Source organism: Mycobacterium paraffinicum, assembly GCF_025822865.1.
Lineage (GTDB): Bacteria > Actinomycetota > Actinomycetes > Mycobacteriales > Mycobacteriaceae > Mycobacterium > Mycobacterium paraffinicum.
The window spans coordinates 49,786-68,393 of record NZ_JACKUR010000031.1 but is presented as its reverse complement, the minus strand read 5'-3'; the positions used below and the strand labels follow the sequence as shown (position 1 = coordinate 68,393).

The following is an 18,608-nucleotide window of genomic DNA, read 5'->3' as shown; positions in this document are numbered from 1 at the left end:
AGCTCAATTTGATTGCGCCGCGCGGGCCTTAACTTCGCGCCGGCGGCGATGCAGGATCGGCTCGGTGTAGCCGTTGGGCTGCTGCGTCCCGGTCAGGATCAGGTCCTGGGCGGCCAGGAACGCAATGCTGTCATCGAAGTTGGGTGCCATCGGCAGGTACGCCGCGTCCTTGGCGTTCTGCGCGTCCACCAGTGGCGCCATCCGCTCCAGGCTGGCCCGCACGTCCTCCTCGGTGATCACCCCGTGGCGCAGCCAGTTGGCCAGCAGCTGGCTCGAAATCCGCAGCGTGGCACGGTCTTCCATGAGCGCCACGTCGTGGATGTCGGGCACCTTCGAGCAGCCGACGCCCTGGGCGACCCACCGCACCACGTAGCCGAGGATGGACTGGCAGTTGTTGTCGACCTCCTCGCGGATCTCCTCGGGGGCCCAGGCCAGTTCCTTGGCCAGCGGGACGGTCAACAGTTCCTCGATGGTGGTGCGCTTCTGGCCCGCCAGCTCCTCCTGCACGGCACCCACATCGACGTAGTGGTAGTGCATCGCGTGCAGGGTGGCCGCCGTCGGCGACGGCACCCACGCGGTGGTCGCGCCCGCCTTGGGTTGGCCGATCTTCTGCTCGACCATGTCGGCCATCAGCTCGGTCATCGCCCACATGCCCTTGCCGATCTGCGCCTTGCCCTTGAAGCCGGCGGCCAGGCCGGTGTCGACGTTGGCGTCCTCGTAGGCCTTGATCCACGTGGTGTTCTTCATCGCACCCTTGCGGATCATCGGACCGGCCTCCATCGACGTGTGGATCTCATCGCCGGTGCGGTCCAGGAAGCCGGTGTTGATGAACACCACCCGGTCGGCCGCGGCCTTGATGCACGCCTTGAGGTTGACGGTGGTGCGCCGCTCCTCGTCCATGATGCCGACCTTGAGGGTGGCCTGCGGCAGGCCCAGGACGTCCTCGACGCGGCTGAACAGCTCGCAGGTGAACGCGACCTCGTCGGGCCCGTGCATCTTGGGCTTGACGATGTAGATCGAGCCGGTGCGGCTGTTGACCAGCGGGCCGTTCGCGTCCCCGGTCTTGAGCCCGTGGATCGCCGTCAGGCCGGTGAACAGCGCGTCCATGATGCCCTCGAACACCTCTGTCTCCTCGTCGCCGTCGCCGACGGAGACGATGGCGTCGTTGGTCATCAGGTGGCCGACGTTACGGACGAACAACAGGCTGCGGCCCGGCAGCGTCAGCTCACCCTCGCCGTCGGGCGTGGTGTAGGTGCGGTCCTGGTTCAGCACACGGGTGAAGGTCTTGCCGCCCTTGGCGACCTCCTCGGAGAGGTCGCCCTTGTTCAGCCCCAGCCAGTTGCGGTAACCGAGCACCTTGTCGTCGGCATCGACGGCGGCCACCGAGTCCTCGAAGTCCATGATCGTGGTGACGGCCGATTCCAGGACAACGTCCTTGATGCCGGCGCGGTCGGTCTTGCCGATGGACGACTCGGGGTCGACGAGGATCTCGATGTGCAGGCCGTGGTTCACCAGAAGCACCGACCAGTCGGGGGAGCCGAGCTCGCCGGTGTAGCCGGCGAACTTCTCCGGGCTGGCCAGGCCGACGGATCCGTCGGCGGTCGCGACCTTCAGCTGGCCGTCCTCGACGGACAATCCCGTCGCGTCGGCCCAGGACCCGGATTCCAGCGGCACCGCCTGGTCGAGGAAGTTGCGCGCATAGGCGATGACCTTGTCACCGCGAATCTTGTTGTAGCTGGTGCCCTTTTCGGCACCGTCGCTCTCGGGGATGACGTCGGTGCCGTACAGGGCGTCGTAGAGCGAGCCCCAGCGCGCGTTCGCGGCGTTGAGCGCGAACCGGGCGTTGAGCACCGGCACCACCAGCTGCGGTCCCGCGGTCGTGGTGATCTCGTCGTCGACGCCGGATGTCGTGATCGTGAAATCCTCGGGTTCGGGCAGCAGGTAACCGATTTCGGTGATGAACTGGCGGTACGCCTCGACGTCGAACGGCTCGATCACGCGTTGGCGGTGCCACTTGTCGATCTGCGCCTGCAGCTCATCGCGGCGGTTCAACAGATCCCGGTTCTTCGGCGTGAGGTCGGTGACGACTTTGTCGACTCCGGCCCAGAAGCTGTCCGGGTCGATGTCGGTGCCGGGCAGGGCCTCGTTGTTCACGAAGTCGTAGAGCACTCGGGCGACGCGCAGGTTCCCCGCCGACACGCGATCAGTCATGTTTCTCCTCCATAATGAAGCCTCACCAAGCCGCTATTGGCTCGGAGTGGCAATGTCTTCAGCGTACCGAGCAGCAGCCTGGTGAGCGTATCCGCCCAAACCTGCCACACCAGGTCAGGCCGCGCTGACAGCTGGAAACCACGCCGCTGCGGCGAGCCCGGGGGTCGAATTCCAGCAACGCATCTGTGCGCCTGGCATCCTGCGCCCGCCAGCACTTTCTTGACTGGTAGCCGTTGAAAATCATACGGGCTCGCTACGGCCCCACTCCGCGACCAGTACCCCTATGCGTCGCGCATCGTGCCGACGAGGTCTTCAACCAGGTCTTCCATGGCCACCATCGCGACCACGTCGCCGCCCGCGCCGGTCACCAGCGCGAGATGGCTGTTGCTGCGGCGCATCCGCGACAAAGCGTCGGCCAGCGGCAGTGACTTGGGCAGCCGCGGCAGCGGCCGCACCATCGCCAGGTCGATCACCGTGCCTGGGTCGTCACCGAGGGTGAGCATGTCCTTGATGTGCAGGTAGCCGATGAAGTCGCCGTTGACATTGGCCACCGGGAACCGCGAGTAGCCGGTCTGGGCCAGGGCCTCTTCGACCGCGCCGACCGTCGGGCCGGTGCCCGCCGCGGCCACCCGCACCGCGTGGACGTCGGCCAGCGGGACCGCCACGTCGCCAACGACGCGGGTGCCGATTTGCAGCGCCCGGGTCAGCCTGGTGTGCTCCTCGCGGTCCAGCAGCCCTTCGGATCGCGATTCGGCGATCATCTCGCTCAATTCGATGGGGGAGACGGTGATCTCGAGCTCTTCCTTGGGTTCCACGCCCAGTGCGCGCACCACCACGCTGGCGCACTTGTTGTAGAACACGATGAACGGCCGCGCGGCGCGCACATAGGCCAGGTAGGGCGGCACCAGCAGCATCGCCGTGCGCTCGGGGCCGGCCAGCGCGATGTTCTTGGGCACCATCTCGCCCAGCAGCACATGCAGCGTCACCACGATCGCCAACGCGATCGCGAACGACAACGTGTGCAGCAGCGTTGGGTGAATGGTGGTCAGGCCCAGCGCCGTACGCAGCAGGTCGGCGACCGCCGATTCGCCGATCCGCCCGAGCAGCAGCGAGGCGGCCGTGACTCCGAGCTGCGCCCCGGCCAGCATGGCCGGCAGCTGCTCTCCGGCGCGCATGACCGTGACCGCCCGGGCCTTGCCCTGTTCGGCCAGCGCTTCGAGGCGGTCGCGCCGGGCCGAGATCAACGAGAATTCCGCCCCGACGAAGAAGGCGTTGACACCGATCAGCAGCATCGCCAGGAACACGCCCATGGTGTCGTTCATCGGGCGCCACCTGCCGCCGGGCTGTCGCCGCGCAGCTCGATCAACTCGAGCAGGTCGATCCGGCGCCCCTCCATCCGGATGACGGTCGCCTGCCAGCGCAGCGAAGTGTCCAGCAACCCGTCCGCGTCCAGGGCCGGCAACTTGACCGTTTCACCGGCCACCGGGATGTGGCCGAATTCACGCAACGCCAGTCCGCCGATGGTCTCGTAGGGTCCCTCGGGCGCGCGGAAGCCGGTCGCGGCGGCCACCTCGTCGATGCGCAGCAACCCCGAGACGCGCCAACCGGTTCCGGCCGCCACCACATCCGGGGTGGCGTCGTCGTGTTCGTCGCGGACATCGCCGACGATCTCTTCGATCAGGTCCTCGACCGTCACCATGCCCGCCGTGCCGCCGTATTCGTCGACGACCATCGCGGTCTGCAGGCTGTTGGCGCGGATCTCGCCCATGACGGCGTCGCCGTCCAGCGTCGACGGCACCACCGGAACCGGCTGCGCGACCGTGATCAGGGGCGTGCCCGCCCGCTCGGCCGCCGGGATGGCCAGCACCTGTTTGACGTGCACGATGCCGACGGTTTCGTCGAGGTCGCCGTCGACGATGGGGAAGCGCGAGTACCCCGACTCCGCCGCCGCGGCCACCAGGTCGGCGACCGTGTCGTCGGTCTGCAGCGCCACGATCTTTGACCTGGGCGTCATCAGTTCCTCGGCGGTCAGGGTGCCGAATTGCAGGGAGCGCCGCACCAGCGAGGCGGTGGCCGCATCCAGGGAGCCGCTGCGCGCCGAAGAACGCACCAGCGACAGCAGCTCCTGCGGCGACCGCGCCGACCGCAGCTCTTCGGCCGGCTCGATTCCCAGCTGGCGCACGATCCAGTTCGCCGCGCCGTTCGTGAGCCGGATCGCCGGGGTGAAAAACAGTGAGAACAGCAGCTGGACGCCCACCACGGCCCGCGCCGTGGACAGCGGTCGGGCGACGGCCAGGTATTTCGGGACCAGCTCGCCGAACACCATCGATACCGAGGTGACGATGACCAACGCCAGGACCGCCATGATCGCGTCGGCCACCCGGTCGGATATCCCGATCGCGTCAAACCACGGGTGCGGCAGGTCGGCCAGCATGGGATCGGTCAGATAGCCGGCCGCCAATGTGGTGGCGGAGATGCCCAGTTGGGCGCCGGATAGCTGGAACGACAACTTGTGGTGGGCGCGCCGGATCGCCCGGTCGCGGCGTCCGCCGCCGCGGGCGTTGGCCTCCACGGCGCTGCGGTCCAGCGTGGTGAGCGAGAACTCGGCGGCGACGAAGATCGCGTTGCCGAAGATCAGCACCGCGATGGCCACGACGCTGAGCAGGGTGACGGTCACGTTCATGGATCACGCCGCCCGTGGGCCGATTGCCCGGTGGGACTCGACGGGGAAGGCTCCGCATCGGGCGGCTCGTCCGACGGCTGCCGCACCCGAAATCCCATGGCCTGCACGGGTGCCTGCGGCACGTCAATCCCTTCGCTGCCTGAATCCGGTGCGGACGCGGTCGCCTCCGTCTTTGCTGACTTATGGTAGCCCGGTCCGTCCCACGTCCGGTCAACCACCGTTTTCGTCGGCGCCACTCCGCTGGCGCGGACCCGACTATGGGTTGCCTAACCTTACTCGGTAGGCTATGCGCACTATGGCGTCCGAAGCCCCTCCCGAAACCCAATCCGCGCAAGTACTTCCGCGCGAGCGCTTCGACATCGCCGACGAGATCGCGCGCATCGGCCCGCCGCCGGTCCCGGCCCTCGAGCCGCCGTTCGCGCTGCGGGTCGCTCGACGCGGGGATGCGGGCATGGTGTCGGAGTGGATGAACCGCCCGCAGCTGGCGGCGGCCTGGGAATACGACTGGCCGGCGCCGCAGTGGGAGCGGCATCTCGGCGCACAACTCGACGGAACGTATTCGCTACCGCTGCTGGGGAGCATCCGCGGAAAGGATTGCGCCTATCTCGAATTGTATTGGGGAGCAAAGGATTTGATCTCCCATTACTACGAGGCCGAGGCCTATGACCTGGGGCTGCACGCCGCCATCGCCGACCGGGACCTGGTGAACCGGGGGCTGGGCCCGATGCTGTTGCCGCGCATCGTGGCCAGCGCCTTTTCCATGGAGCCCCGCTGCCGGCGCATCATGTTCGACCCCGATCACCGCAACACCGCGGCGCGCCGGCTGTGCGAGAACGCCGGATGCACGTTCCTCGGGGAGCACGACGAGAGAAACCGGCGGATGTCGCTGTACGCGCTGCAGCGCCCGAGCATCGAGGGATAGCCCTCGCCGTTCCGGCGGAACGGGTCACCAACCCAACGGCAGCGGATGGCCTTCGGCGAAGCCCGCGGTCGACTGCACCCCGACGACGGCGCGCTCATGCAGCTCCGTCAGGTTGGCGGCGCCGACGTACGTGCACGTGCTGCGCACGCCCGAGGTGATGTGGTCGATCAAATCCTCGACGCCGCCGCGGTCGGGGTCCAGTTCCATCCGCGACGTCGAAATGCCTTCCTCGAACAGCGCTTTGCGCGCACGCTCGAATGCGGTGTCGGCGGCGCTGCGGGCGACCACCGCCCGCTTGGACGCCATGCCGTAGCTCTCCTTATAGGGCTGGTCCTCGCGGTCGCGCATCAGGTCCCCGGGCGATTCGTAGGTGCCTGCGAACCACGATCCGATCATCACGTTGGACGCCCCGGCCACCAGCGCCAGCGCCACGTCCCGCGGATGCCGAACGCCGCCGTCGGCCCAGACATGCGCTCCCAATTGTCTTGCCGCCGAGGCGCATTCAACCACGGCGGAGAATTGCGGGCGGCCCACGGCGGTCATCATCCGGGTGGTACACATCGCCCCCGGCCCGACGCCGACCTTGACGATGTCGGCCCCGGCGCCGAGCAGGTCACGGGTGCCTTCCGCCGAGACGACGTTGCCCGCCACCAGCGGAACGCCCAGGTCGAGCGAGGAAACCGTGCGGATCGCGTCGAGCGTCTTCGCCTGATGCCCGTGTGCGGTATCGATGACGAGCACGTCGACACCCGCCTCGGCCAGGGAGCGCGCCCTGGCCCCCACATCGCCGTTGATGCCGACGGCCGCGCCGATCCGCAGCCGCCCGCGCGCGTCGACCGCGGGGGCGTACAGGCCGGTCCGGACGGCACCGGTGCGGGTCAGCACGCCGGCGAGCGTGCCGTCCGCGTTCGTCACCACGGCAACCCCGATCGGGGCGTGCTCGAGCAGGTCGAAGATCTTGCGCGGCTCGGTGCCGACCGGGGCGGTGACGAAGTCGGTGATCGCGACGTCACGCACCCTGGCGAACCGGTCCACGCCGAGGCAGCACGATTCGCTCACCAGCCCCATCGGGCGGCCCTCGAACGCGACGACGGCGACCCCGTGCGCGCGCTTGTGGATCAGCGCGGTCGCATCCGACACCGAATCGTCGGGCGCCAGGACCACCGGGGTGTCGAGAACGAGGTCACGACTCTTGACGAAATCCAACGTCTGCTGCACGGCGGTGATCGGGAGATCCTGCGGCAGGATCACCAGGCCGCCGCGGCGCGCGACCGTCTCGGCCATCCTGCGCCCGGCCACCGCGGTCATGTTGGCCACCACGACGGGGATGGTGGTGCCCGACCCGTCGTTGGTGGACAGGTCGACGTCGAAGCGCGACTCGACCTCCGACCGGCCCGGCATGACGAAGACGTCGTTGTAGGTCAGGTCGTAGCCGGGCCCATGCCCGTCCAGGAATCTCATCGTCGTCGCCGTGCCCCCTCGTGTCCTCCAGTAGTACCCCGCTAGGCGGGCACTTCGCTGCGGTCCCCGCTCCACAGCGTGTGGAACCGCTTGTCCGGGTCGTCGTCGATCCGGCCGTAGGTGTGCGCGCCGAAGAAGTCCCGCAAGCCCTGGGTCAGCGCGGCGGGCAGCCGCTCGGTGCGCAGGGCGTCGTAGTAGGACAGCGCGGAGGAGAAGCCCGGGATCGGGATGCCCAGCTGCGTGGCGGTCACCACGACGCGACGCCAGCCGTCGATCGCGGCCTCGATCGCGCTGCGGAAGTAGGGCGCGACGATCAGCGTCGGCAGGTCGGGATCTTCGTCGAATGCGTCTTTGATGCGGTTGAGGAACTTCGCCCGGATGATGCAGCCGCCGCGCCAGATGGTGGCCAGGTCGCCCGGCGTGACACCCCAGTCGTATTCGGCGCTGCCGGCCTGAATCTGGTTGAAGCCCTGCGCATAAGCGATGATCTTGGACGCGTACAGGGCCTGACGGACGTCCTCGACGAACTGCTGCGCGTCATCCGGCTTGGTTCCCAGCTCGCCCGAGGCCAGCCCCGTGGTGGCCTTGCGCTGCGTTACCGAACCCGACAGCGCGCGGGCGAACACCGCTTCGGCGATGCCGGTCACCGGCACGCCGAGGTCCAAAGCCGACTTCACCGTCCAGCGGCCGGTGCCCTTCTGCTCGGCCTCGTCGAGGATGACGTCGACGAGCGGCTTGCCCGTCTTGGCGTCCTTCTGCCGCAGCACCTGCGCGGTGATTTCGACCAGGAAGCTGTCCAGGTCGCCCTTGTTCCACTCGTCGAACACGTCGGCGATCTGCTCGGCGGTCTTGCCGAGGGCGTCGCGCAGCAGCTGGTAGGCCTCGCCGATCAGCTGCATGTCGGAGTACTCGATGCCGTTGTGCACCATCTTGACGAAGTGACCGGCGCCGTCGGGCCCGATGTGGGTGCAGCACGGGACGCCGTCGACGTGCGCGGAGATCTCCTCGAGCAGCGGGCCCAGGGACTTGTACGACTCGGCGGGGCCGCCCGGCATGATCGACGGACCGTTGAGCGCGCCTTCCTCCCCGCCGGATATTCCGGCGCCGACGAAGTGCAGTCCCCGGTCGCGCATCGCCTTCTCGCGGCGAATGGTGTCGGTGTAGAGGGCGTTGCCGCCGTCGATGATGATGTCGCCTTCTTCCATGGCGTCGGCGAGCTCGTTGATGACGGCGTCGGTGGGGTCACCGGCCTTGACCATGATGAGCACCCGCCGCGGCTTCTCCAAGGCGTCCAGAAATTCTGCGATGGTCTCCGACCGCACGAACTTGCCCTCGTCACCGTGCTCTTCGAGCAGCGCGTCGGTCTTGGCGACCGACCGGTTGTGCAGCGCCACCGTGTAGCCGTGCCGGGCGAAATTGCGCGCGATGTTCGAGCCCATCACCGCCAGGCCGGTGACGCCGATTTGCGCGGTCGCGGTCTTTGCATCCGACGAACCCATGTCTTTGCCTCTCAAGTCGGAGAACCTGCCCAAAAGCTTTCCGTCACACTGTGGCACAGCGGGCATGCGCCCGCCCGGGGTGATGGCTCCGGCGTCGCCTCAGAGGTTGAACAGGCGCCGCAATTCCGTGAGCCACGGGACCGCCAACGCGACGGTGGGCACCACGAACACCGCTGCCGCGGCGAGGTATGCGGCCGCCGACAGCGCCAGGCTGTTGCCCTCCCCGCACAGCCGGCGCACGCGGACCACCGTGCTGGTGCCGCCCGCGGCCAATGCGCCCGAGGGCGCCCGCCCGGACGCGCACGCAACCAAGGCCCGGGCCAGGGGAGCGCGACCCGCCGCGCGCACGGCGGCGTCGTCGGCGAGCAGCTCGACGAGCAGCTGGACCGCGCCGAGGGCGTTCGCGCTGCGCACCAGCCGCGGGAACGCGGCATGCACCGCGGTGAAGGCTTCGAGAACCAGGTCGTGCCGGGCTCGCAGATGGGCCCGCTCGTGCGTGAGGATCGCCGCGACTTCCGCATCGGCGAGCGTGCTCAGCGCCCCCTCGCTGACCACCACCCGGCTGCGCACGCCGGGCAGGCAGTAGGCGAGCGGCTGCGCAACATCCAAGACGCGGAGGTCGCGGGTGTGGGCGCAGGGTTGGGGGAGCGGCGCGTCGTGGCCGACGCCGACCAAATCGACCACCATGCGGTGGTGGGCGCGCCGTCGCCGGTTGGCGATGGCGACCCGCATCACGGCGACCATCAATCGGGCGCCGACCAGCACGGTCAGCGCGAAAACGCCGACGTATGCCGCCCACAGCGGCCAGCCGAGCCGGCCGGCATCGCCGACGATGCTGGCGGTGGGCCGGCCGTCGGGACCGGGCATGAGCAGCCGAGTGGCGATCGCGATGCCGGCGCTGAATGCGGAGAGGACGGCGGCCAGCGCGACGGCCTGCCACAACACCATGGCGGCGCGGGGAGCGCGCAGCGGCCAGCTCGCGCGTGCCAACAAGGCCGGCACCGGACCGACCAGCAGCACCGCGAGGATGGTGAAGGCCAGCGCGGACACGCTGTCAGTCTCCCTCAGTCCTCCGTCAACGCGCCAGCGGATGGCACGTTGTTGCGTTGATTTGCTTCCAATTCGGCGAGCGCTCGCCGCAGGGCGTCCGCCTCGTCGGCGCCCACCCGCTCGACGAAGTGGACCAGAGCGGCCTGCCGGCCGCCGGAATCCTCGGCCTGGGCCAGCGCGTCGACCATGAGCCCGGCCACCAGCTCGTCGCGGCCGTGCACGGGTGCGTATCGGTGCGCTCGGTCGTCCCGGAGCTGGGAGACCAGATTCTTCTTGGCCAGCCGTTGCAGGACGGTCATGATCGTCGTGTAGGCAAGGTCGCGTCGCGCGGACAACGCGTCGTGGACCTGACGGACCGTTTGCGGTTCCGGCGCGGACCACAAGTGGTCCATCACGGCGCGTTCCAGATCCCCGAGCCGGGTCAGTTTCGCCATAGTGCGTTCTCTCCTGAGCGTCGAGCATCATCCTACTCCGGGTTACTACGGACGGTCGTACCGAAGCTTCCCAGGGCGCCGCCGAATTGGTGCTTGCGAAATTAGGGCAGCCTTGCCTATGCTAACCGAGTCGAGCGAACGACGACCGCGGCGCGTCCTGAGGGCTGCAGTGACCCCCGGTCGCCTCGATCGGCGAGCCCCGTGCCCCAGCGGCACGGGGCTCAGCCGTTTCTTGGGCGGGCGTCCCGCCGCGAGCGTCGACTATCGGCCCATGGTGTAGACACAGAACGTGCCTCAGCCTCCGGAAACGACCTTGCCGCCGGATTTCACCGCGCCCTTCGATCAGGAGATCGGGCTGCAATTCACCGAACTCAGCCCCGACGGCGCCCGCGCGCAGCTCGAGGTCACCCCCAAACTGCTGCAGCCGATGGGCCTCGTGCACGGCGGCGTGTACTGCTCGATCATCGAGAGCATGGCCAGCGTGGCCGCCTACACCTGGCTCGCCACCCGCGGCGGCGGGAATGTCGTGGGAGTCAACAACAACACCGACTTTCTGCGTTCCATCGGCTCGGGCATGGTGTATGGCGCCGCCGAACCGATCCACCGCGGCCGACGCCAACAGTTGTGGCTGGTCACCATCACCGACGCCGACGACCGGGTGGTCGCCCGCGGCCAGGTTCGGCTGCAGAACCTGGAGGCCTAGCCCTATCCGAGGCTCAGGCGACGATCATCGGGGCGTGCTGCGCAGATCGATGAAGTACGTTGCGCCGTAATGTCTTTCGTGCACAAAGCAGCGGCGCCGGTTCGGCTCGGTCGCGACCGTTAGCTCGCCCGCCTGGCGGTCGCCGGGCGCTTGGCCTCCGCGGCCAGCACCGCCAGCTGTTCGAGGCGGGTGCGGGCGAAGGCCTGCTGCTCGGTGATGGTCAGCTGGCCGCGCCGCGTGCTCAGGAAGGTCACCGTCCACGACAGCAGCGTGCTGACCTTGGTCTTGAACCCGACCAGGTAGACCAGGTGCAGCACCAGCCACATCAGCCAGGCGATGAAGCCGCTGAACTCCAGCGGGCCGACCTTGGCCACCGCGGAAAACCGCGAAACGGTGGCCATGGAGCCCTTGTCGAAGTACTGGAACGGTTCGCGCTCCGCCGGATTGGCGCCGCCCAGTTCCGCTTTGATCACGCCGGCAACGTACTTGGCGCCCTGAATCGCGCCCTGGGCCACGCCCGGAACGCCCTCGACGGCGGCCATGTCGCCGATCACGAACACGTTCGGTTGCCCCGGGACCGACAGGTCGGGCAGCACCTTGACCCGCCCGGCACGGTCGAGTTCCACCGACGACTGCTCGGCAAGGTCTCGGCCCAGCCCGCTGGCCTGTACACCCGCGGACCACACCTTGCAGGCGGACTCGATGCGCCGGATGGTGCCGTCGGAGTCCTTGACCGTGATGCCGTTGCGGTCGACGTCGGTGACCATCGCCCCCAACTGAATCTCCACGCCCATCTTCTCCAGCCTGGCGCGCGCCCGCGCGCCCAGTTTGTCGCCGAACGGCGGCAATACAGCGGGGGCCGCGTCGAGCAGGATCACTCGCGCCTTGGTGGAGTCGATGCCGCGGAACGAGCCCTTCAGCGTGTGGGCCGCCAATTCCGCGATCTGCCCAGCCATTTCGACGCCGGTCGGCCCGGCGCCGATGACGGTGAACGTCAGCAGCTTGGCGCGTCGTTCCGGATCACGCGACCGCTCGGCTTGTTCGAACGCGCTCAGGATCCGTCCGCGCACCTCCAGTGCGTCGTCGATCGACTTCATGCCGGGCGCGAATTCGGCGAAGTGGTCGTTCCCGAAGTACGACTGTCCCGCACCCGCGGCGATAATCAGGCTGTCGTAAGGGGTTTCGTAGGTGTGGCCGAGCAAATCGGATACGACGTACTTGCCGGCCAGATCGATATGCGTGACGTCACCGAGCAGCACCTGAACGTTGCGCTGCCTGCGCAGGACGACGCGGGTGGGTGGGGCGATGTCGCCTTCGGAGACGATGCCCGTCGCCACCTGGTACAGCAACGGCTGGAACAGGTGGTGAGTGGTGCGCGCGATCAGTTTGATGTCGACATCGGCGTGCTTGAGTTTCTTTGCCGCGTTAAGCCCACCGAATCCCGAACCGATGATGACCACCTGGTGGCGACGCTCGGTTCCAGCTGTGGTTTCTGGTGGGGGGCTCATGTTTCCGCTGCTCCTGACGGGGGCTTTTGGACACGCGACTGCAGTTAGCCACAACGCTAGTCAGGCGGATACCCGGAAACCTAGTTGATACGCATGTGTTGTTTGCAACACTAACGGTGTTGGGGGCCGAAGTGCCTGGTGGGCATCGGGCGGTGTGGCGCAGTTATCAGCTATCGGCGCGAAGCCGACATCACTGGCTGGAGCCCTCGCCCGCGCAGTGGTCGTGGCCCGCCTGGATCGTTCCGCCGGGGGCACGCTCGAGCGCCTGGGCTTCGGCGTCTTCGCGGGTCGGACCCCAGCCGCCGAAGTATCGGGACTTGGCCGCGTTCAAAACGAGCGCCACGCACCCGCCCTGCCCGCTCGCCAGCAGCCGGCAATCGCTGATGCTCTTGCGGCACGTCTCCATCACCGCTTTCTCGGCCGCGCCCTGGCTGGCAGCTCCGTCGGCGATGTTGATGTGGCCGGTGGAGTCCGAGATCGCCATGGCGATCCAGTTGTTGTCGGCATGCGCGATCGGCGGCGCGGCGAACGCTACACCGGCCGCCACCGCCGCCAGGGCTCGTTTCTTCATGGCCGTCCCGGCCCCTTACTTCTGCGCTGCGCCGTTGTGGCGCAGGTAAACGCTGCTACATGGAGTATTACCGCGGCGGCACCAATCCGCGACCCCACATCAGCGGCGTCGGCGGCTACAGGCCGACGACTGGGCGCAGCGCGTCGCCCACGGCGCTGATCACGCCGGGGGTGTAGAAGGGCAGGTTGATGATCACGCCGTCGATGCCCGCGTCCACCACTTTGGTCTTGATCTGGTCGGCGATCGAGTCGGGCCCGCCCACCACCATGCGCTGCCGCATTTCGGCGGGAATCTGGTCGGCCTTCGCGTTCTCGTCGACCAGCACCGTGGTCAGCGTGCTGGTTTCCAAGGTCGCCGGGTCCCGGCCGATGTCCTCGCACCGCCGCCGCACGACGTCCAATTTGCCTGGCAGCTCATCGAATCCGGCGATCACGTTGAGGTGATCGAAGTGGCGCGCGGCCAGCGGGATCGTCTTCTTCTCGCCGCTGCCGCCGATCATCAGCGGAATGTGTTCGCGGAAGCGCGGATTCGCCATAGCCTCGCGGACCCGGTACCACTTGCCCGAGAAGGTTGGCCGCTCGCCCTTGATCATCGGCAGGATGATCTGCAGCGCCTCCTCGAGCCGGTTGAACCTGTCGGTGAAGGTGCCGAATTCGAAGCCCAGTTGGTCGTGTTCGAGTTCGAACCAGCCGGTGCCGATGCCCAGGATCGCGCGGCCCTGGCTCACCACGTCGAGGGTGGTGATGATCTTCGCCAGTAGCGAGGGGCTGCGGTAGGTGTTGCCGGTTACCAAGGTGCCCAACTGAACTCGATCGGTGGCGGTGGCCAGCGCACCCAGGGCGGTGTAGGCCTCCAGCATCGGCTGGTCGGGATCGCCCAGCATGGGAAGTTGGTAGAAGTGGTCCATTACGAAAACCGAGTCGAAACCAGCCGATTCGGCCTCGCGGGCCTGAGCCAGAACAGTGGGGAAGAGTTGTTCAACCCCGGTGCCGTAGGAGAAGTTGGGAATCTGCAGACCGAGTCGAATAGCCACGCGATCTACCGTAGTGCGGGGCCGGGCGGGACGATACCGGTCGGCGGCGGATTACGCCCTCAGCCGAATTGGGTGAGCGCGCCATGGCTGACGTGCAGCGTCTGGCCGGTGATGTGGCGGGCCGCCGGGGTCGTCAGGAACAGCGCCAACCGGGCCACCTCGCCGGCGACCGACGGGGGCGTGCGGGAGAGGCCGTCGTAACCGGGCTGGGCGCTGCGGCCGCTGGCCACGGCGTTGACCGTGATCCCGCGGGTGCCGAAGATGCCCGCCTGGCCCGCGACCCAATTCGACAGGGTCGCTTTGATGGCGGCGTCAACGCTTCCGGCCGGCGGGTTCTCGGGCACCACGCTGATGATGGAACCACCCGAGCGCAGGTGATCACCCACGGTCTGCACCGTCAACACCGCCGACAGCACAGTTGCGTCCAAGGCATTGCGCCAGGCAGTGGCCGTGTCGCCGATCGAGTAGGTGCGCGGGTCGCCGGCTTCCCAGGAGGGCGCCGGCACGTTGACGATGGTGTCCAGATGATGGGGGAACGAAGCACGGGCCTCGGTCAGGCTTGCCGGGTCGGTGGTGTCGCAGACGATCGCGTCCACGTCCAATTCCTTGGCGGCGACCTCCAGGTCGCTGCGCCGCGCACCCACGAGCGTCACCTTGTGACCGGCATCGCGGAAGCCTTCGGCCACTGTGCGCCCCAGTTCGGTGTCTCCACCGGTGACCAGCACCTCCACTGCCATGACCTCCTCGTGTTCAACGTTGAACCCAGACCCGGGCAGTTCCGTGTGGCCATCCACCGGACGCCGGGGGATCTGCCTGGGATCTCAGCGCGTTATGGCATCAATCTGCCTAGATGTTACTGGACAGTAGCTAGTCGGCGAAATTGTTGACGCCGCGACGCGCGGATCAGTTGCGTAACTGTTCCGCGGGCACTTTTTTGCGACGTTTGGGCCCGCAACCGGGCCGCATCCTCGGCGGGTTAGGGTGCACCATGCGGCGGATCGGGATCTTGGCCGGTGTGGCGATGGTCCTGGCGGCGGGCCTGGCCGGGTGCGGTTCGAAACCGTCCCCGCCGGGTTCGGGAAGGCTGGTGGTATTCGCCGCCGCCTCGCTCAAGCCCGCGTTCACTCAGATCAGCGCGCAGTTCAAGGCCCAAAACGCGGGCGCCGATGTGGAAGTCGACTTCGCCGGATCCTCCGAACTGGCCACCCAATTGACGCAGGGCGCGACCGCCGATGTCTTCGCATCGGCGGACACCGCGCAGATGGACACGGTCGCCAAGGCCGGCCTGCTGACGGGCAACCCGACGAACTTCGCCTCGAACACGCTGGTGATCGTCACCGCGCCGGGCAACCCCAAGAAGGTCGGCTCCTTCGCCGACCTCGCGCGGCCGGGGCTGGGAGTCGTGATCTGCCAGAGACCGGTGCCGTGCGGATCGGCGACCCAGCGGGTCGAAGACGGCACCGGCGTCCACCTCAACCCGGTGAGCGAGGAACCGAGCGTGACGGACGTCCTCAACAAGGTCACCACCGGCCAGGCGGATGCCGGGCTGGTGTACGTGACCGACGCGCACAGCGCTGGCAACAAGGTGACCCCCGTCAGCTTTCCGGAGGCCGCCGGCGCGGTGAACGTCTATCCGATCGCCGTGCTGAAGAACGCCCCGCAACCGGCGTTGGCGCAACGGTTCCTGGCCATGGTGACCGGCGGCACCGGTCAGAACATCCTGGCCCAGTACGGCTTCGCCAAACCCTAGAAGTCAGCGGGGCCGTTCGAAATCGGTTCGGATCTTGTCGATTTGGTCATAGGCGTAGGTCACGATGTCGGCCGTGGTCATCACCTCACCCTTGCGGGCGAGCGATTCGTAGGTTTGGTCGCCGAGGACCTTGCGAAGAACGGCGATCATTTCTCCGAGTTCGGGCAAGGTCGTCGCTGCCATCGGACTGACCGCCGCCAACCCGGCGATGGTGGAAGCTGGTTCGTGGCGTCCTAGCCGGTTGAGGAAGACGGCGAAGACGGCGAGCGCGTTGTACATCATGCCGATGTTGCCCGACTCGTGGTTACTGCGAATGGCCACGGCGAGATGATCCAAGGCCGCCCAGGGGCCCCCTTGCTCGGCCATGAGTCCGGCGGCCCAGTACGGGAATTGGGTCTCGTAGAACCGGTTGCCGCTGTCCCGCGCGACGAGCAGGCTACGGTGCAGCGCCGCCAGGGCGCGACCCGGATCGGTGGTCCGGACGGCGTACCCGTACACGAAAAGTACGTAAGCAAGCACCCATGGATTTCCGTTCGCTTCGGCGGCATCGATGAGGCCATCGGCGATTGCCATCGCCTCGTCAGCCGAACCGCAGACGGCCAAAGCGAATGCCAGGTTCGCCCTGCCGAAGGTGTTGGCGTCGCCGCTGCGCCTCACCTGGGCGCGGCACAGTTCGAGATACCGTTCGGGCCGCCCGACGAACAAATACGCACTGCCGAGAAACGCCTCACCGAAGTACGACACCTTGTCGCTGGCGGCGGCGATAACCGTCTGACCGATTTCGCTGTAGCCCACGGCCTCTTGGTACCGGCCGACAAGAACGGACAGCGATGCCCCCACGCATACGGCCGCCAGCCGCGGGTGTTCGACGGCATGAAGGGGTCCGACCATTTCTTCGGCCCATGCGATGGGTTCGTAGTTCTCGAGAAACGGACCAAGCAAGCCCGTATACGCGGCGATGGCGGCGCCCGCATCCAGGTCGCCGTGGTCGGCGGCCCAACGAAAGGCGATGCGCAGGTTGGCCAGCTCGACCGCGAGCCAGCCGTACGCCTCGCGCTGGCGCGGGCTGTCCCACAGCGCCATGAGGTCGGCTTCCCGTCCGGCGAAGTGTCGCGCGTGGGCGGTCCGCGCCTCGGTCGCGCCACCGCTGGCGACGAGTTGTCCTCGGCGAACTGGCGGATTGTCTCCAGCATCGAGAATCTGGTCCGCCCGGCGGCCCGATCGGCTACCACCAAGGATTTGCGCACCAGAGCGTCGAGCACTTCGAGGATGGCGTACTCGTCGAGGTCATCCGATCCGGCTACCGCGCAGGCGCTTTGCACGTCGAATCCCCCCGCGAAAACCGAACAACGTTCCAGCACAGTCTTTTCGATGTCGTCGAGGAGGTCGTAGGACCACGCCACAGCGTGGCGCAGTGTGTGGTGGCGTTCCAGGCCGCGGCGTGCGCCGACCAGCAGCCTGAACCGGTGATCGAGACGATCACGCATCTCGCCGGCCGTCATCGACGCCATCCGTGAGGCGGCCAGTTCGATGGCCAAGGGAATCCCGTCAAGGCGCTGACAGATCTCGGAAACTGCCGCGGCTTCACCGCCGTCGGCCATCGAGAAGCCCGGCGTAATGGCTTGGGCGCGTTCCACGAACAGGGTCACCGCAGCGGAGTCGACGCCCGCTGCTGCGTCCAGCGAGCGCACCGGCCGTACCTGCTCGTCGGGGAGTCCGAGTCCTTCGCGGCTGGTGGCGAGGATTCGTACGGTCGGCGAGCGCGCGAGGATGGCTTCGATGAGGTCGGCGGCCGCGTCGAGAACGTGCTCGCAGTTGTCGAACACCAACAACCGGACCCGCCCCTCCAACGCCGCGGCCACCGATTCGCTGACGGTCTTGCCCGGTTGCTGGGTGATGCCGAGCACCGCCGCCACCGCGTCGGGTACCGCCGCGGGATCGGTCACCACAGCCAGCTCGAACAGCCAAACCCCGTCCGGGAACACATCGGCCAGTTGCGCCGCAACTTCCACCGCGAGGCGGGTCTTGCCGACTCCGCCCACCCCGGTCAGCGTCACCAACCGATGCGCCTTGACCGCCGCTTCAATGTCGGCGACCGCGGCCTCGCGTCCGATCAAGCTGGTGGCGGCAGGCCGCAGGTTTCCCGGACTCGTGTCGAGCGCCCGCAGCGGCGGAAACTCGGCGCGAAGTCCCGCCGCCTGCACTTGAAACACTTCGACCGGCATCGGCACGTCCCGCAACCGTCGCGGCCCGAGATTGACGAGGTCGACTCCGCTGAGCAGACCCGCCGTCGAGTCGGCCAACAGAATCTGACCGCCATGCCCGGCGGCCATCAGTCGCGCCGCGCGGTTCAGCACCGTGCCGAAGTAGTCGCCGTCGCGCAGCTCGGCCTCGCCGGTCGCCAGCCCCATCCGGACCGGCAAGTCGAGGGCGCGCTGCGCGGCCACAGCGGCGTCCACCGCTGAGCGTGGCGAGGCGAACGCGGCGCACACGCCGTCACCGGTGTGCTTGAACAACCAGCCCCCGTGCGCCTCGATCGCCGTGCGCAAGGCGTCGTCGTGGGCCGCGAGGGCGACCCGCATCCCGTCGGCGTCGGCCTCCCACCGACGCGTCGAACCCTCAACGTCGGTGAACAGAAACGTCACGACACCCGAAGGCGCTGGCACCTCAGCAGAATCTCACAACAGACGCGCTCCGAACCCGCACATCGGCGGAACAGCCGCGCGCCGACCGGTTCCCAACACGCCCAGCGCTAGGTTGAGGCGGTGTAGATCTCCCGACCA

General features: G+C 67.8%; 16 protein-coding genes. 3 read left to right on the top strand and 13 right to left on the bottom strand.

The features are described from left to right. Positions 1 to 3 precede the first annotated feature (3 nt). From H7J89_RS21570 to H7J89_RS21560, 3 genes are all read right to left on the bottom strand, one after another. A complete protein-coding gene (locus H7J89_RS21570; RefSeq protein ID WP_264046470.1) occupies positions 4 to 2,211 on the bottom strand; it encodes a malate synthase G in 2,208 nt (735 codons plus the stop codon). 281 nt (positions 2,212 to 2,492) lie between these two features. Further along, positions 2,493 to 3,533: a hemolysin family protein gene (locus H7J89_RS21565; RefSeq protein WP_264046468.1), complete on the bottom strand. Its 1,041-nt coding sequence runs from the start codon at positions 3,531 to 3,533 to the stop codon at positions 2,493 to 2,495. Then, on the bottom strand, positions 3,530 to 4,894 hold the full coding sequence (locus H7J89_RS21560; RefSeq protein ID WP_264046466.1) for a hemolysin family protein: 1,365 nt from the start codon (positions 4,892 to 4,894) through the stop codon (positions 3,530 to 3,532). The genes H7J89_RS21565 and H7J89_RS21560 overlap by 4 nt, the downstream gene beginning before the upstream one ends. Positions 4,895 to 5,189: 295 nt before the next feature. Between H7J89_RS21560 and H7J89_RS21555 the strand changes: the two genes are divergently transcribed. Beyond that, positions 5,190 to 5,816, top strand: coding sequence for a GNAT family N-acetyltransferase (locus tag H7J89_RS21555; protein ID WP_264046464.1), 627 nt, complete (start codon positions 5,190 to 5,192; stop codon positions 5,814 to 5,816). Between the two features lie 24 nt (positions 5,817 to 5,840). On the opposite strand, the gene H7J89_RS21550 is transcribed toward H7J89_RS21555, so the two are convergent. From H7J89_RS21550 to H7J89_RS21535, 4 genes are all read right to left on the bottom strand, one after another. Next, positions 5,841 to 7,277 carry a GuaB1 family IMP dehydrogenase-related protein gene (locus tag H7J89_RS21550; protein WP_264046461.1) on the bottom strand — a complete coding sequence of 479 codons (1,437 nt, stop codon included), beginning with the start codon at positions 7,275 to 7,277 and terminating at the stop codon, positions 5,841 to 5,843. Positions 7,278 to 7,318: 41 nt separating this feature from the next. Continuing rightward, entirely contained in the window at positions 7,319 to 8,776 is a 1,458-nt protein-coding gene (gene gnd / locus H7J89_RS21545; protein ID WP_264046459.1) for an NADP-dependent phosphogluconate dehydrogenase, read from the bottom strand. Positions 8,777 to 8,875: 99 nt separating this feature from the next. After that, the gene (locus tag H7J89_RS21540; protein WP_264046457.1) at positions 8,876 to 9,826 is read right to left on the bottom strand and encodes a M56 family metallopeptidase; all 951 of its coding nucleotides are present in this window, start codon (positions 9,824 to 9,826) and stop codon (positions 8,876 to 8,878) included. Positions 9,827 to 9,840: 14 nt separating this feature from the next. Further along, positions 9,841 to 10,260 carry a BlaI/MecI/CopY family transcriptional regulator gene (locus tag H7J89_RS21535; RefSeq protein ID WP_264046454.1) on the bottom strand — a complete coding sequence of 140 codons (420 nt, stop codon included), beginning with the start codon at positions 10,258 to 10,260 and terminating at the stop codon, positions 9,841 to 9,843. Between the two features lie 289 nt (positions 10,261 to 10,549). On the opposite strand from H7J89_RS21535, the gene H7J89_RS21530 reads away from it, so the two are divergent. After that, positions 10,550 to 10,963 (top strand): PaaI family thioesterase, encoded by a 414-nt coding sequence (locus tag H7J89_RS21530; RefSeq protein ID WP_066954173.1) that lies wholly within the window; start codon positions 10,550 to 10,552, stop codon positions 10,961 to 10,963. 119 nt (positions 10,964 to 11,082) lie between these two features. On the opposite strand, the gene H7J89_RS21525 is transcribed toward H7J89_RS21530, so the two are convergent. From H7J89_RS21525 to H7J89_RS21510, 4 genes are all read right to left on the bottom strand, one after another. Continuing rightward, positions 11,083 to 12,471, bottom strand: coding sequence for an NAD(P)/FAD-dependent oxidoreductase (locus H7J89_RS21525; RefSeq protein ID WP_264046451.1), 1,389 nt, complete (start codon positions 12,469 to 12,471; stop codon positions 11,083 to 11,085). Positions 12,472 to 12,661: 190 nt separating this feature from the next. Beyond that, positions 12,662 to 13,042 carry a DUF4189 domain-containing protein gene (locus H7J89_RS21520; protein WP_264046449.1) on the bottom strand — a complete coding sequence of 127 codons (381 nt, stop codon included), beginning with the start codon at positions 13,040 to 13,042 and terminating at the stop codon, positions 12,662 to 12,664. A 115-nt stretch (positions 13,043 to 13,157) separates the two neighbouring features. Next, on the bottom strand, positions 13,158 to 14,075 hold the full coding sequence (locus H7J89_RS21515; protein ID WP_264046448.1) for an LLM class F420-dependent oxidoreductase: 918 nt from the start codon (positions 14,073 to 14,075) through the stop codon (positions 13,158 to 13,160). Positions 14,076 to 14,134: 59 nt separating this feature from the next. After that, positions 14,135 to 14,812 (bottom strand): SDR family oxidoreductase, encoded by a 678-nt coding sequence (locus H7J89_RS21510; protein WP_264046446.1) that lies wholly within the window; start codon positions 14,810 to 14,812, stop codon positions 14,135 to 14,137. Positions 14,813 to 15,063: 251 nt separating this feature from the next. Between H7J89_RS21510 and modA the strand changes: the two genes are divergently transcribed. After that, complete coding sequence (gene modA / locus H7J89_RS21505) at positions 15,064 to 15,825, top strand: molybdate ABC transporter substrate-binding protein (RefSeq protein WP_264046444.1); 762 nt, start codon at positions 15,064 to 15,066, stop codon at positions 15,823 to 15,825. Between the two features lie 3 nt (positions 15,826 to 15,828). Here modA and H7J89_RS25795 read toward each other — a convergent pair whose 3' ends face one another. Together H7J89_RS25795 and H7J89_RS21500 are read right to left on the bottom strand one after the other, a co-directional pair. Next, positions 15,829 to 16,482, bottom strand: a complete 654-nt coding sequence (locus tag H7J89_RS25795; RefSeq protein WP_308205139.1) for a hypothetical protein — start codon at positions 16,480 to 16,482, stop codon at positions 15,829 to 15,831. Continuing rightward, on the bottom strand, positions 16,479 to 18,491 hold the full coding sequence (locus tag H7J89_RS21500; RefSeq protein WP_308205138.1) for an ATP-binding protein: 2,013 nt from the start codon (positions 18,489 to 18,491) through the stop codon (positions 16,479 to 16,481). The genes H7J89_RS25795 and H7J89_RS21500 overlap by 4 nt, the downstream gene beginning before the upstream one ends. Between the last annotated feature and the right edge of the window lie 117 nt (positions 18,492 to 18,608).